The following is a 15,019-nucleotide window of genomic DNA, read 5'->3' as shown; positions in this document are numbered from 1 at the left end:
CAGAGAACGTGTGATGTTATTTGCTATTGGTCAGCGTGTTGTAGCTGGTCATCAGGTTGCGGTAGTCCGGGATGTGGTTGGAGAACAGGGTCGCCAGGCCTTCCACGTCGTTGCGCCAGTCGCGATGCAGCTCACAGGCCAGGCCGAACCAGGTCATCAATTGCGCGCCGGAAGACGACATGCGGTCCCAGGCCGATTGGCGGGTCAGCTCGTTGAACGTGCCGGAAGCGTCCGTCACCACAAACACGTCAAAACCTTCCGCCAGTGCCGACAGCGCCGGGAATGCCACGCACACCTCGGTCACAACGCCGGCGATGATCAGTTGCTTCTTGCCGGTGGCCTTGATCGCCTTGACGAAGTCTTCGTTGTCCCAGGCGTTGATCTGGCCAGGACGGGCAATGTAAGGCGCATCCGGAAACAGCGCTTTGAGCTCGGGCACCAGCGGGCCGTTGGGGCCGGTTTCAAAACTGGTGGTGAGGATGGTCGGCAATTTGAAGTACTTGGCCAGGTCGGCCAGGGCCAGCACGTTGTTCTTGAAACGGTCCGGTTCGATGTCCCGCACCAGAGACAGCAGGCCAGCCTGATGATCCACCAACAGAACGGCGGCGTTATCCTTGTCGAGACGTTTGTAAGAAGTAGTCATGGGGTCATCCTCGGTTTTAATCGATGCCGAACAGTTCGGCGTGGGGGTGTTTTGATTGATCATTCAGACGCGGCCAGACAAGCGTAGTCAGTCAAGCCTGGCGCGGTGCAACCATCTATCCGTGTATCAACCGCTCATCCGTCCAAACCGGCCCGATTGAAAATCGGCAAAGGCCTGGTGAATCTCTTGCTCGCTGTTCATCACGAACGGGCCGTGGCCGACGATGGGTTCGTCGATCGGCTCGCCGCTGAGCAGCAACACGACGGCGTCGCTATTGGCTTCCAGACTGATCTGATGGCCATTGCGTTCGAACAACGCCAGCTGCCCTTCGCGCACCAGCTCCAGGCCGTTGACCTGAACCGTGCCACGCAGCACCACCAGTGCGGTGTTGCGACCTTCATGCAGATCGAGGGTCAGCAACTTGCCGCCGTTGAGGCGCAAGTCCCAGACATCGACCGGGGTGAATGTCCGCGCCGGGCCGGTGTGGCCGTCGAATTCGCCAGCGATCAGGCGCAGGCTGCCGGCCTCGTCCTTGAGCGGGATGCTCGGAATGTCGCCGTCGAGAATCGTCTGGTAACCAGCGTCGGCCATTTTGTCTTTAGCCGGCAGGTTGACCCACAGCTGGACCATTTCCAGGGTGCCGCCGGTTTTGGCGAAGCCTTCGGAGTGGAACTCTTCGTGGAGAATCCCTGAGGCGGCGGTCATCCATTGCACATCGCCCGGGCCGATCTTGCCGCCGCTGCCGGTGGAGTCGCGGTGCTCCAGTTCGCCCTTATAAACGATAGTCACGGTTTCGAAACCGCGGTGCGGATGCTGACCAACGCCACGACGCTCGGTGGTCGGGGTGAATTCAGCAGGGCCGGCGTGATCCAGCAGCAAAAACGGGCTGATGTGTTTGCCCAGGTTGTCGTAGGAAAACAGCGTACGAACCGGAAAACCGTCGCCGACCCAATGGGTCCGTGGGCTGGTGTAGATGCCGATGATGTTTTTCATGCTGCCTCCGAAATCTGTGGTTTGACGCGATGGACAAAGCTTAAAACCGAACCCTTTGGTGCGCTAGACTGCAAAAATCAGCCTTAGCGTTCTATATGGAGAACGATGGTGGAAGACCTCAACACCCTCTACTACTTCACCCAAGTGGTGGAACATCAGGGTTTCGCTGCGGCCGGGCGGGCGCTGGACATGCCCAAATCGAAGCTCAGCCGACGCATCGCCGAGCTCGAAGAGCGCCTGGGTGTGCGTCTGTTGCACCGCACCAGCCGGCATTGTTCGCTGACCGAAATCGGCCAGGCGTATTACCAGCGTTGCCTGGCCATGCGCGTGGAAGCGGAAAGCGCCGCCGAACTGATCGAGCGCAACCGCTCCGAACCGCAAGGCCTGGTGCGCATCAGTTGCCCGACCGCGTTGCTCAACTCCTGGGTCGGGCCGATGCTGACCCGCTACATGCTCAAATACCCACTGGTGGAGTTGTTCATCGAGAGCACCAACCGCCGGGTCGACCTGATCCACGAGGGTTTCGACATTGCCTTGCGCGTGCGCTTTCCGCCGCTGGAGAACACCGACATGGTGATGAAGGTGCTGGGCAACAGTACCCAATGCCTGGTGGGCAGCCCGGCCTTTGCCGAACGCTTGTCGACGCCCGCCTCCCCGGCCGACCTTAGCGGTTTGCCCAGCGTGCATTGGGGCGCGGCGCAGCGTGAATATCAGTGGGAATTGTTCGGTGCGAACGGCGCCAGCGCGCTGATTCGACACGCGCCACGCATGGTCACCGATGACTTGCTGGCCCTGCGCCACGCGGTGCTCGCGGGGATTGGCGTCGCGCACCTGCCCAGCGTGGTGGTGCGCGATGACATTGCCGCCGGACGCCTCGTCGAACTGGTGCCGGGCTGGGCGCCCAAGTGCGGGATCGTCCATGCGATCTTCCCGTCCCGCCGTGGGTTGCTGCCGTCGGTGCGGACGTTGATTGACTTTCTCGGTGAGGAATTCACCCACAGCGACATCGCCTAGCCCTTTTTTTGCCGACACGGACGAACCTGTAGGAGCGAGCTTGCTCGCGAAAAACGTGAGAGCTCCGCGGGGGGTCAGACTGGCTGCGTTACCGTTGACCTCCATCGCGAGCAGGCTCGCTCCTACAGCGCCGATGAGTGGGGGCTGGCGGAGTGTTTATTTCGGACATAATATTAGCGCAGATTACAACCATAATATCTGCGCCCGTCCGAGGACACTGAACATGCAAAGCCCCAACCGAGAAGCCACCCTCGCCCAATGGATCGTTCAGGAAGACGCCATGCGCGCACGTCTGGCCGGGCCCGGCAGCCTGTCGCTGGCCGAGGTCAGCGCGCTGTCGCCGGCCGAGTTCTTCGAGGGCATCGGCAACGGTGAACTGCCCTCGCCGCCGATTGGCACGCTGATGGACTTCATCCCTATCGAATGGTCGGCCGGGCTGTTCATCTTCCAGGGCACGCCGGACGCCCGGCATTACAACCCGCTGGGCAGCGTGCATGGTGGCTATGCGGCGACCTTGCTGGATTCGTGCATGGGCTGCGCGATTCATACGCAGCTGAAAAAGGGCCAGGGGTATACGACGCTGGATCTGCGCATCAGTTATGTCCGCGCGTTGACCGGCGCCAGCGGACCGGTGCGGGCCGAGGGCAAGATTGTGCACCTGGGGCGTTCGACGGCGCTGGCCGAGGGGCGGATTTATGATGTGGATGGGCGGTTGTATGCGACGGGGTCGACCACCTGCATGATTCTTGAGGCTCGGGGGTAAGGTTTTAGACCGAGTCGTTGCCTTCGCGGGCAAGCCTCGCTCCTACAGAAACAGTGTACCCCCCTGTAGGAGCGAGGCTTGCCCGCGAAGGGGCCAGACCGGACACCATCAATTTCGCAGACATCCCACTATTCATGACTTGCGGTAAACATTGCTTTGCCCATCCAGCGGTTTTTCTCAAGGATGCAGGCACGGATACTCGTGCCCATTCCCACTGCAACCCCTGGAGTCATTGATGTCTATTCCCGCATTCGGTCTTGGTACGTTTCGCTTGCAAGGCCAGGTGGTCATTGATTCGGTGAGCACTGGCCTGGAACTGGGCTACCGCGCCATCGATACCGCGCAAATCTACGAGAACGAAGCCGAGGTCGGCGAGGCCATCGCGGCCAGCGGCATTGCCCGTGAAGAGCTGTTCATCACCAGCAAGATCTGGGTCGCCAACTTCGCCAAGGACCGCTTGATCGACAGCCTCAAAGAGAGCCTGCAAAAACTGCAGACCGACTACCTCGACCTGACGCTGATCCACTGGCCATCGCCGGAAAACCAGGTGCCGGTCGAAGAATTCATGGGCGCGTTGCTCGAAGCCAAAAAACTCGGATTGACCCGGCAGATCGGCGTCTCCAACTTCACCGTCGACCTGATGAAACAAGCCATCGCCGCCATCGGTGCCGAGCACATCGCCACCAACCAGATCGAATTGCACCCGTACCTGCAAAACCGCAAGGTCGTCGAGTTCGCGCAGAACCAGGATATCCAGATCACCTCCTACATGACCCTGGCATACGGCGAAGTGCTGAAAGACCCGGTCATCCAGCAGATTGCCGAGCGCCTGCAAGCAACGCCTGCGCAAGTCACCCTGGCCTGGGCCATGCAATCGGGTTACGCGGTGATCCCGTCATCCACCAAACGCGCCAACCTGGAAAGCAACCTCAAGGCCTGCGCGCTGACCCTGAGCGACGCCGACATGACGCTGATCGCCGGCCTGGAACGCGCCCACCGCCTGACCAGCCCCAAAGGCATCGCGCCGAACTGGGATTAAGCGTCAACCCTGCGCCAGGCGTCGGTCGAGGCACGTCATGGCCTGCAGCAACTGAACGACGGCTTCGTCGATCAGCCCTGCACGGCCATCACCGCAGGCACGCTCGAGGTCCTCGCAGCATTTGACCAGACCGTCCGCCCGTACCATCAGCGCCCCGCCCTTGATGCGGTGCGCCAACGTGCGCAGGGCATACTGTTCGCCACTGGCATGGGCCTTGCGCAACTCGTCCCGATCCGTGCGATTGGTCGCGGCCAGGTCACTCAACAGTTGATTGATCAGCTCGTCGTCCTTGCCGACGTAGCGCTCCAGACCGCTCAAGTCGATGTCGGCGGTTGAGGGTGTTTCGAGGGGCGGCACCGGTGATCCATCGGCAAACCTGGACGCCAACCAGACGCCCAGATCCGCCAGGCGGATCGGTTTGAACAGGCAGTCGTCCATCCCCGCTTCCAGGCAACGGGCCTTCTCCTCGGGCTGCGCATTGGCGGTCAACCCCAGAATCAGGATCGGTTGCAATCCCTGAGTCCGCTCTTCATCGCGGATGGCCCCGGCCAACTCATAACCGCTGAGCACCGGCATGTTGCAGTCGGTAATCAGCACTTCAACATCATACTCGCGCCATCGATCAAGACCTTGCTGGCCATCCTCGGCGTCCATCACCCGGTGGCCCAGGTAGCTCAACTGCCGTGAGAGCAGCAATCGATTGGCCGGGTAATCATCGACAACCAGAATGGTCAGCGGCCGGGTCTGCGCCTGTTCCTCAAGGTCAGGTAACTCACTGGACGGCAACGGTTGCAACGCGGGCAGATCCAGACAGACATCAATCCGCGTGCCCTTCCCCAACACGCTGGCAAGCTGCAATTGACCGCCCATCATTTCGCACAACGTGCGGCTGATCACCAGCCCCAGACCCGAGCCGTTTCGACCTGTTTGCTGGCTGTTTTGCGCCTGCACAAACGGGCTGAACAGTCGCTGCCGATCGAACTCGCTGATACCGATGCCGGTGTCTTCAATGCGCACCGAGACCGCCAGTTGCCCGGCCGCACGGGGCTCGACCCGCAGCGTCAGGCGCACTTCACCTTCTTCGGTGAACTTGATCGCGTTGCTCAGCAGATTGGACAGCACCTGCTTGAAGCGCGTGGGGTCGATCAACACGTCGGCGTCGCTGTGCTCGCCAAGGTCGACGCGCCACTCCAGGTTCTTCTGCCGGGCCAGGCCTTCAAACACCCGGCACACCGATTCGACCAGCGTGCGCAGGTTGGCCCGTTCCGGCGTCAGGGACAAATGCCCGGACTCGATGCGGGCGATGTCCAGGATGTCGCCAATCAACGCCAGCAATTGTTGCCCGGCATTGGCCGCCACCTCGATTGCCGAGCGGTCGGTGACGCCTTCATCCGCTCGCTTCAGCGCCAGTTCGAGCATGCCAAGCAGCGCATTCATCGGCGTGCGGATCTCATGGCTCATGGTCGCCAGAAACGTGGTCTTGGCACGGTTCGCCTCATCCGCCGCGTCCTTGGCGTCCTGCAGTTGTCTGAGCAATTGCTGACGCAGGCGGATCTGCCGGCGCTGCCAGGCGATCCAGGCCAGCGCCAGCAACAGCAAGGCGCCGGCACCGACAAAGGCCTGGAGAATGTCCTGCCGGTGACGCAGCCAGAAGCTCTGTTCAACCATCAGGTCATTGCGCCAATAACCGGTCATTTCATCGATTTCTTCAGGGGAGATACTCAGCAGCGCCTTGTCCAGGATCGAATGCAGCTCAACGGCCTCGCGACCGGTCGCCAGGGTGCTGCGGGCCGGATCGGTGCCGACGGTGCTGGTCACTTGCAGGCGGTCGCGGTATTGCCGGGAAATCATGATCCGGGCACCGATCAACGAGTTGATGGCGCCGTCCGTCCTGCCCTGGGCGACCATTTCCATCCCGTCTGCGGTCAACGGCGCAGTAACCAGTTCGACCTGCGGGAAATGCTGGCGAATGAATTCGCCGGCACTGTTGCCCTGGGTGATGGCCAGTTTTTTTCCCGCCATCTCATCCAGTGTCTGCGGGCTGTCGGATGCGATGCGGGTCACCAGCACATTCGGGCTGGTCAGAAACGGCCGGGTAAATCGCAGTTCTGTTTCACGCTCAATGCTGGGGCTGATCCCGGCGACCACGTCAACATGACCGCTCCTGATCCACTCGAACAATTCAGCCACTGACCGGGTTGGCTGAATGTCGAATTTCAAGCCTGTACGCAAACTGATTTTCGCCAGCACATCGATGCTGATGCCCCGGTAATTGCCCCCGTCATCGACGAAGGAAATCGGCATGAGGTTTTGGTTGATTGCCACTCGCACGCGTGGATGATTATTGAGCCAGCGTTGCTCGGCGACACTGAAGTGCAGGGCTTGCGTGCCGGCAATGGAAGCCCCGCTGCCGCCCCATCGCCGCAGGATATTCATTCGTTCATTGGTCGGGATCGCCGCCAGCGCCCGGTTGACGATGCGTTGCAACTGGAGGTTGTCGAGGTTCATCGCAAACGCAAAACGCCCGGACTCCATACGGGAGAAATCCGCCAGTTGAACGTTGTTGAGGTAATTTTTGCTGATCAGGTGATTGACGCTGATGGCGTCCCCCAGATAGGCGTCAGACTGACCAAACGCAACGGCGCCCACCGCGCCCAGCGTCGAAGGGAACAGCTGCACATTCGCCTTGGGATAAAAAGCCTGCACTTGCTGCTCGGGCAAATAGTGGTACAGCATCGCCAGCCGTTTACCGGCAAGGTCCGGGTCCAGTGGCAGGGATGAATCGGTGCGCGTGACCAGCACCGGTTGATCATCGGCATAGGCACTGGACATCCGCAGTTGTGGATCCTCGACCTCATAACGGTTGGCCGTTCCCAACAGGTCAGCCGCCCCTTCCTTGATCGCACGCACCGCCTCGTCCCGCGATGCATAGCGGTGAACATCGATCTCAACGTTCAATAGCTGTTTGAGCAGCCCGGCATAGTCAGCCGTCAGCCCTTCGTAGTCGGTGCCGGTGGTGGTGATGTCGAAGGGCGGATAATCCGGCGCCGAGACGGCCAGCACCAGCCGGCCTTTCTGGCGCAGCACACGCGAATCGGCATCCGACAGTTTGACGTCGTAGCCGTCGACGCTGGAGCGTCCGAGCAGGGTCAGTGATTGCGGTTGGGCATAGGCAGTCGATACCCACAAACAGACCGGGAGTACGAGGGATATCAGCCAACGCAATTGCCGAGAGGTACTCACTCAAATCAGACCGTTACGCTGGGCGGTCTCTCTCAAGTGAACCTTGGACTCCACATTGAGTTTTTCCGTCAAACGGGTTTTGTAGGTGCTGATGGTCTTGTGGCTCAGGTTCAAGAGTTTGGCGATTTCCTTGTTGCTTAATCCCTCGGCCAGGTACCGGAATATGGTCAGTTCACGGTCGGAGAGCTTGTCGATCCTCTCCATCTCGCTGAGTTGCATTGTGCTCAACGACACCGAACTCGACGGCAACTTGGCGAAATAGGTGTAACCGGCCATCACCGCCAGCACTGCCTCGTGCAAATGCTTCAAGTCGTTGGCCTTGGAAACATAAGCCCTGGCGCTGGCACGCATGCAGCGGTCCTGATAAAACCTTGGATCTTGCCCGGTGAAAACCAGTACTCGACAACGCTCGTCACTGGCCTGAATGCGGGCCAACACTTCCAGCCCGCCGAGACGGGGCATCATCAGATCCAGCACCACCAGATCGGGTTGATGCTTACGGATCGCTGAAAAGACCTCGTTGCCGTTGGATACCTTATGAATCAGTTTGAATCCCAGCTGTGTAAGCAGCATCGCGACTGCAGTGCACACCACCGGATGATCGTCTGCTATTACCGCTGACTTCATGGCAACTCCCTGTGCAGATACAAGACGATTGGGTAATGAATGCCCATGGGGCAGCCCCCGGCTACACGCAGCAGCTGCGCGAAGACTCTTGCACGGAAACACGTGCCCGACTACCTGACAGAAATGACAGTACCGACGAACGGTAGCTGTGGATCAACGGTCGCCATCAGCCGTTGAATGCACGCCAGATCGGGTAACGCAGCATCGCTCACCTGAACCTTTTGCTGCCCGCAAGCCGGGGTCGGCGGCCCGTCATAGATCAAGGTCTGGTGAACCTGTGGGTGATCGAGGAAGAAGTCGCGCAGGTCCAGGGCCCCGTCCGCCAGCGCGGCATTGATGACCACCAGGTCGAAAGGCACGCCGCCGTACTCGGTCAGGGTCAGCAGTTCGGCAAGGCTTTGCACGGGGGCCACGCGGTAATAGTCGAGCCGGTTGAACAGGCGCTCGATTCTCATCCGCTGAAAATGCTGCTCGTCGGCAATCAGGATACGTAACGCTTTGTTCGGCAACCGGGGCCCCCAGGAGGGTTTCAGATTCGTGAGGCCGCAAGGCTACGGAAGAGCCAACGAGCTTTCTGTAGGACTATTCCTAAAACCCGAGACATTTATTCCGTTGCCAGAGCGGATTCAACGCTATTCCGTCGTACTCGGACTCCAGAATGCCTGCACCACCAGCGTCGATGTCGAAATCCGCGCCACCAGCGCATCCAATTCGTCGCCGTCCACGGACGTCGTCGCGAGGGTCGCCTCCACTTCGATTTCATCTGCGCCGAACGCGTGTACATCAACATCGCTCGCCGGGTAATTGCTGCGCTCAAGTTCCGCTTCCAGCAGCGCCAGCACGGCTTTTTGTTGGGAACGGCGGGCGATCACGTAAACGATGTTGGTGACCTCAGCCGAAATCACATCCAGCGGCTGACGGTTGATGTTGTTGACGATCGGCCGCAGCAAGGTATTGGCCGCCAGTACGAACAGCGTACCGAGCAACGCCTCCAGGACCAGATCGGCCCCCGCGCAGGCACCGACCGCCGCCGAGGCCCACAGCGTTGCCGCGGTGTTGAGGCCACGCACGTTGCCCTCTTCACGCATGATCACCCCGGCACCGAGGAAGCCGATGCCGGAAACCACGTAGGCGACCACCCGCACCGCGCCTTCGGCCCCGCCGAGGCGGTTGGCCATGTCGACGAAAATCGCCGCCCCCACCGCGACCAGCACGTTGGTGCGCAGGCCGGCGGTGCGTTGGCGGTATTGACGCTCAAAGCCGATCAGGCCACCGAGGATGAAGGCCGCGCTGAGGCTGACCAGGGTGTCGACCAGGGAGGTCAGGTTGATGTTGTTGAGTGCTTGCATGAATGTTTTCCTGAATCTTCAGCCTTAATACAATTCCCTGTAGGAGCAAGGCTTGCCCGCGAAGAACGATGACGCGGTTTGCTTTGGAAATGAGGCGCGCCCTTCGCGGGCAAGTCGGATCGCCGCACCGCTCGCTCCTACATCTGGCAGCATTACTGCCAGCCGAACCGGCGGATGTAGAAGCCCTTCACCGCCTGGGTGAGCGCCATGTACGCCAGCAGAATCACCGGCAAAAACACAAAGTACAGCGACGGCAGTGCCTGCAATTTGAAGTAGTGCGCCAAGGGTCCCATCGGCAGGAAGATCCCCACGGCCATGATGATTCCGGTCATCACCAGCAGCGGCATGGCGGCGCGGCTTTGCAGGAACGGAATCTTCGGCGTGCGAATCATGTGCACGATCAGCGTCTGGGTCAGCAGCCCGACCACGAACCAGCCGGACTGGAACAGGGTCTGGTGGTCCGGGGTATTGGCGTCGAACACGTACCACATCAAGGCAAACGTCGTGATGTCGAAGATCGAACTGATCGGGCCGAAGAACAGCATGAAGCGCCCGACATCCGCCGGTTGCCAGCGCTGCGGTTGCTTGAGCATTTCTTCGTCGACGTTATCGAACGGAATGGCGATCTGCGAAATGTCGTAGAGCAGGTTCTGCACCAGCAGGTGCATCGGCAGCATCGGCAGGAACGGGATGAACGCGCTGGCCACCAGTACCGAGAATACGTTGCCGAAGTTCGAACTCGCGGTCATCTTGATGTACTTGAGCATGTTGGCGAAGGTCCGCCGCCCTTCCAGCACGCCCTCCTCCAGGACCATCAGGCTTTTCTCCAGCAGGATGATGTCCGCCGCTTCCTTGGCGATGTCCACGGCGCTGTCCACCGAAATGCCGATGTCGGCGGTGCGTAGCGCAGGGGCGTCGTTGATGCCATCGCCCATAAACCCGACCACATGACCGTTGCCCTTGAGCAGACGGACGATGCGTTCCTTGTGCGACGGTGTCAGTTTGGCGAAGACGTTGGTGGTCTCCACCGCCCGCGCCAGTTCGGCGTCGGTCATGCGCTCGATGTCGTTGCCCATCAACAGGCCTTGCTGCTCCAGACCGACTTCGCGGCAGATCTTCGCGGTCACCAGTTCGTTGTCGCCGGTCAGCACTTTCACCGCCACGCCATGCGCGGCCAGCGCTTTCAAGGCGGGCGCAGTGCTTTCCTTCGGTGGATCGAGAAACGCCACGTAGCCGATCAGCGTCAGGGCCTGTTCGTCCGCCAGGCTGTAAGTGTCGCGCCCCTCGATCATTGGCCGCGCGGCAACCGCCACCACCCGCAGCCCCTCGGCATTGAACGAGGCGGTGACCTGACGAATCCGCGCCAGCAGTTCATCGCTCAGTGCTTCATCGCGTTCGCCGTGACGCACCCGCGTGCACACCGCCAACACCTCTTCCACCGCACCTTTGCAGATCAACAGATGCGGTTGACCGCGCTCGGCGACCACCACCGACATGCGCCGCCGGGTGAAGTCGAACGGGATCTCGTCGACTTTGTGAAACGCCGTGCCGACTTTCAGTTCACGGTGGATTTCGACGTGTTCGAGCACCGCCACGTCCAGCAGGTTTTTCAGGCCGGTCTGGTAGTAGCTGTTGAGGTAGGCCATTTCCAGCACGTCGTCGGAGTCGTTGCCCCAGACGTCGACGTTGCGCGCCAGAAAGATTTTGTCCTGGGTCAGGGTGCCGGTCTTGTCCGTGCACAGCACGTCCATGGCGCCGAAGTTCTGGATCGCGTCGAGGCGCTTGACGATGACTTTTTTGCGCGACAGGAACACCGCCCCTTTCGCCAGCGTCGAGGTGACGATCATCGGCAGCATTTCCGGGGTCAGGCCCACGGCAATCGACAGTGCGAACAGCAGCGCTTCGGTCCAGTCACCTTTGGTGAACCCATTGATGAACAGCACCAGCGGCGCCATGACGAACATGAAGCGGATCAGCAACCAGCTGACTTTGTTGACCCCGGTCTGGAACGACGTCGGCGCGCGATCGGTGGCGCCGACCCGCTGGGCCAGCGCGCCAAAATAGGTGCTGTTGCCCGTGGTCAGAATCACCGCGATCGCCGTGCCGGACACGACGTTGGTGCCCATGAACAGGATGTTGTCCAGGTCCAACGGATTGCTGGTGTCGCTGTCCTGCTGGTGGCGGAATTTTTCCACCGGCATCGATTCGCCGGTCATCGCCGCCTGACTGACGAACAGGTCCTTGGCGCTGAGCACCCGGCAATCGGCGGGAATCATGTCGCCGGCCGAGAGCACGATCAGATCGCCCGGCACCAGTTGTTTGATGGGGACTTCGGTGCGCAGGGCATCACGACGCATCACCGTGGCGGTGTTGCTGACCATCGCCTTGAGCGCGTCGGCCGCCTGGTTGGATTTGGTTTCCTGCCAGAAGCGCAGCAAGGTCGAGAGCACCACCATCGAGAAAATCACGATGGCGGCTTTCATGTCCTCGGTCAGCCACGAGATGACCGCGAGCAATGTCAGCAGCAGGTTGAACGGGTTTTTGTAGCAGTGCCACAGGTGAGTCCACCACGGCAGCGGTTGCTCGTGCTCGACTTCGTTGAGGCCGAATTGCACGCGCAGTGCATCGGCTTCGACTTCGCTCAGGCCGTCGGTGTGGCTGCCGAGGTTGTGCAGCAGTTGGCCGGTGTCGCTGTTGGCGGCGCTCACCAGGGTTTGCGCCAAGGTGGGCGGCACCTCGCGGCTGACCGTGGTGTCGGTGAAGGTTTCCAGCAGCGCCAGGCGACGGAAGTGTCGGGCGATGTGACGGGTGCGCAGGAATCCGGCAAAGAATTCTTTGAGCAGGTTCAGGTTCATGGCAGTTCCCCCAGGGTCAGCCGGGAAACCTTCCAGCAGGCGTGTCGGTGCGCCGCGATGACGACAAAAAGTCGAACATCACGCACGGTTCAGCGTCGATGAGAGGACGTCGGGACACGGACCAGGACTGGCCGCGATCGGGATGCCGCTGCTCGCTATCAGGCGAGACAACGGCACAAAAGGTTGCGCGTTATCTTGCCGGGTTGTTGCCGGTTATCGAAACCGGCCGACTACTGTCACTCGAACAAGTACCCACTGTGGGTCTCCGCTATTGATGAAAACGCGCGAAGCTTACGCCCCGATTTCTGGAGAGTAAACGATGCATTGGCAAGTCGTCGGGGAATTGCCGGGATCTTCAGGAAGGGTTCAGGATTGTGGATTTGTGGCGCTTTTCAGGACCCCATCGCGAGCAGGCTCGCTCCCACAGGGGATCTTCTGTGAACACAGAATTTGTGTACGACAGAGATCAATTGTGGGAGCGAGCCTGCTCGCGATGGCGGCATAACAGGCGCTAAAAATCTCAGCTGGCAGTCGCCAACAACAAATCCACCACCGAACGGCCATGCCCACGGTGCTTGCCATGGTCATACAAAGACCCGGCAATCTCATCCGCGCGAATCGGCAGGATCGACAACAGGGTGTCGCTCAAACCATGGCTCGCCTGGCAGAAGCCCTGCATGTAGATGCCGGCCTTGCAGCGTTCGTCGGTGATCAGCTTGTAGTTGCGGTCCACCTCGAAATCACCGAGGTACTGCTCCAGCGGAGCCAGCAGTTTGCGGTGCATCTGACGCTCATAACCGGTGGCCAGTACCACGGCGTCGTAATGCCGAACCGTAACTTCGCCGGTGGCGTTGTTACGCACTGCCAGTTCGATGCCGCGCTCGGTGGCGGTGGCTTTTTCAATAGTGGTCAGGGTACGGAACGCATGACGCGCGATGCCCGAGACTTTCTGGCGATAGAAGATCCCGTAGATGCGTTCGATCAGGTCAATGTCCACCACCGAATAGTTGGTGTTGTGGTACTCGTTGACCAGACGCTCGCGCTCGCTGCTCGCCTGCTGGAACACCAGGTCGGTGAATTCCGGCGAGAACACTTCGTTGACGAACGGGCTGTCGTCCGCCGGCTTCAGCGCCGAGCCGCGCAGGATCATGTCGACCTGCACCGACGGGAAGCTGTCGTTCAAATCGATGAAGGCTTCCGCCGCGCTCTGCCCGCCACCGATGATCGCAATGCTCATCGGTTGATTATTCACGCACGGCTGCTTGGCCATCTGCGCCAGGTACTGCGAATGGTGGAACACCCGACCGTCATCCTTCAGCGCCTTGAACGCTTCGGGAATGCGCGGTGTTCCGCCAGCACTGACCACCACCGATCGAGCGGTGCGCACGTGTTGCTGGCCTTGGGTATCGCGGGAGATCACGCGCAACGCTTCGACCTGCTGGTTGTGCAGCACCGGCTCGATGGTCAGCACTTCTTCGCCGTAACGGCTCTGCTCGGCGAATTGCCCGGCGACCCAGCACAGGTAGTCGTTGTATTCCATGCGGCACGGATAGAAGGTGCCGAGGTTGATGAAATCCACCAGACGACCGTGGTGCTTGAGGTAGTTGACGAAGGAATACGGGCTGGTCGGATTGCGCAGGGTCACCAGGTCCTTGAGGAAGGAAATCTGCAATTCGCTCTGGGTCACCAGGGTGTTGCCGTGCCAGCGATAGTCCGCCTGCTTGTCGAGAAACAGTACATCCAGCTCGCCCTGGCTCGGCCCGCGCTCTTGCAGTGCGATGGCCAGCGCCAGGTTCGAAGGGCCGAAACCGACGCCGATCAGGTCGTGAACGATGGGCGATGCAATTGCCTGTGTCATTTCCAGTGTCCTCTGGATGAACCCCTCAACAGTGGGGCGTAAGCCTAAGTGACCTGACCAGCCTTGAGCAGGACAGCAGGTCGTCTGTTGATAGGGAACGAGGACAATGAAACAAAATTTAATATTGTTTTTTTACCCACCGGAGAAGATCAGTGGGCATCCCACTGGCGCATCCGCACGCGGCAATGCTTCATCGCATTGACGATGTGCTTCTCGACCAGCGCCCGGGAAATCCCCAGGCGTTCGGCGATTTCCGGGTGCGACAGGCCATCGATCTTGCGCAGCAGGAAACTCTCGCGGCACAGCCGTGGCAATTCCGCCAGGGCACGCTGGAGCATTTCCAGGCGTTGGCCGTGGTCGAGGCTGTTGTGCGGGGACGGGGTGAAATAGCGTTCTTCGTTGTCGAGCACTTCCAGCGATTCGACCTGACGCAAGGCATTGCGCCGATGGTCGTCGATCACCAGATTGAGCGCGGTGCGATAAAGGAATGCCCGGGGCTGCTCGATCGGCGTGTCGCTGGAACGTTCCAGAACCCGCACATAAGCGTCATGCACCACATCTTCGGCCACCTGACGGTTGCCCAGCTTGGCGTTGAGGAAACACACCAGCTCGCGATAGTAGTTTTCCAACCATGA

General features: G+C 60.4%; 12 protein-coding genes. 3 read left to right on the top strand and 9 right to left on the bottom strand.

Annotation, left to right across the window (positions count from 1 at the left end):
• Nucleotides 1–16 precede the first annotated feature (16 nt).
• Both ycaC and IB246_RS20335 read right to left on the bottom strand, forming a co-directional pair.
• On the bottom strand, nt 17–643 hold the full coding sequence (ycaC, locus tag IB246_RS20340) for an isochorismate family cysteine hydrolase YcaC (RefSeq protein ID WP_008032356.1): 627 nt from the start codon (nt 641–643) through the stop codon (nt 17–19).
• 126 nt (nt 644–769) lie between these two features.
• A complete protein-coding gene (locus IB246_RS20335; RefSeq protein WP_008040009.1) occupies nt 770–1,636 on the bottom strand; it encodes a pirin family protein in 867 nt (288 codons plus the stop codon).
• 105 nt (nt 1,637–1,741) lie between these two features.
• On the opposite strand from IB246_RS20335, the gene IB246_RS20330 reads away from it, so the two are divergent.
• The 3 genes from IB246_RS20330 (at nt 1,742) to dkgB (ending at nt 4,452) form a co-directional block, all read left to right on the top strand.
• Nucleotides 1,742–2,650: a LysR substrate-binding domain-containing protein gene (locus IB246_RS20330; RefSeq protein ID WP_008032353.1), complete on the top strand. Its 909-nt coding sequence runs from the start codon at nt 1,742–1,744 to the stop codon at nt 2,648–2,650.
• Between the two features lie 223 nt (nt 2,651–2,873).
• Entirely contained in the window at nt 2,874–3,413 is a 540-nt protein-coding gene (locus tag IB246_RS20325) for a PaaI family thioesterase (protein ID WP_008032351.1), read from the top strand.
• A 235-nt stretch (nt 3,414–3,648) separates the two neighbouring features.
• Nucleotides 3,649–4,452: a 2,5-didehydrogluconate reductase DkgB gene (gene dkgB, locus IB246_RS20320; protein ID WP_008039993.1), complete on the top strand. Its 804-nt coding sequence runs from the start codon at nt 3,649–3,651 to the stop codon at nt 4,450–4,452.
• A gap of 3 nt (nt 4,453–4,455) precedes the next feature.
• On the opposite strand, the gene IB246_RS20315 is transcribed toward dkgB, so the two are convergent.
• From IB246_RS20315 to IB246_RS20285, 7 genes are all read right to left on the bottom strand, one after another.
• Entirely contained in the window at nt 4,456–7,695 is a 3,240-nt protein-coding gene (locus IB246_RS20315; RefSeq protein WP_050562988.1) for a transporter substrate-binding domain-containing protein, read from the bottom strand.
• Nucleotides 7,696–8,322, bottom strand: coding sequence for a response regulator transcription factor (locus tag IB246_RS20310; protein ID WP_008039990.1), 627 nt, complete (start codon nt 8,320–8,322; stop codon nt 7,696–7,698).
• 110 nt (nt 8,323–8,432) lie between these two features.
• Complete coding sequence (locus IB246_RS20305; protein ID WP_032832520.1) at nt 8,433–8,831, bottom strand: hypothetical protein; 399 nt, start codon at nt 8,829–8,831, stop codon at nt 8,433–8,435.
• A 123-nt stretch (nt 8,832–8,954) separates the two neighbouring features.
• Complete coding sequence (locus IB246_RS20300) at nt 8,955–9,671, bottom strand: MgtC/SapB family protein (protein WP_008032341.1); 717 nt, start codon at nt 9,669–9,671, stop codon at nt 8,955–8,957.
• Between the two features lie 152 nt (nt 9,672–9,823).
• Nucleotides 9,824–12,526: a magnesium-translocating P-type ATPase gene (gene mgtA / locus IB246_RS20295; protein WP_008039988.1), complete on the bottom strand. Its 2,703-nt coding sequence runs from the start codon at nt 12,524–12,526 to the stop codon at nt 9,824–9,826.
• 520 nt (nt 12,527–13,046) lie between these two features.
• Nucleotides 13,047–14,384, bottom strand: coding sequence for a lysine N(6)-hydroxylase/L-ornithine N(5)-oxygenase family protein (locus IB246_RS20290; RefSeq protein WP_008039987.1), 1,338 nt, complete (start codon nt 14,382–14,384; stop codon nt 13,047–13,049).
• A 149-nt stretch (nt 14,385–14,533) separates the two neighbouring features.
• A complete protein-coding gene (locus tag IB246_RS20285) occupies nt 14,534–15,013 on the bottom strand; it encodes a sigma-70 family RNA polymerase sigma factor (protein WP_008032335.1) in 480 nt (159 codons plus the stop codon).
• Nucleotides 15,014–15,019: the final 6 nt, after the last annotated feature.

The sequence above is a fragment of the Pseudomonas sp. PDM01 genome, from assembly GCF_014852325.1.
In the GTDB taxonomy this organism is placed as follows: Bacteria; Pseudomonadota; Gammaproteobacteria; order Pseudomonadales; family Pseudomonadaceae; genus Aquipseudomonas; species Aquipseudomonas migulae.
This window is presented reverse-complemented; position numbering and strand designations above follow the sequence as displayed.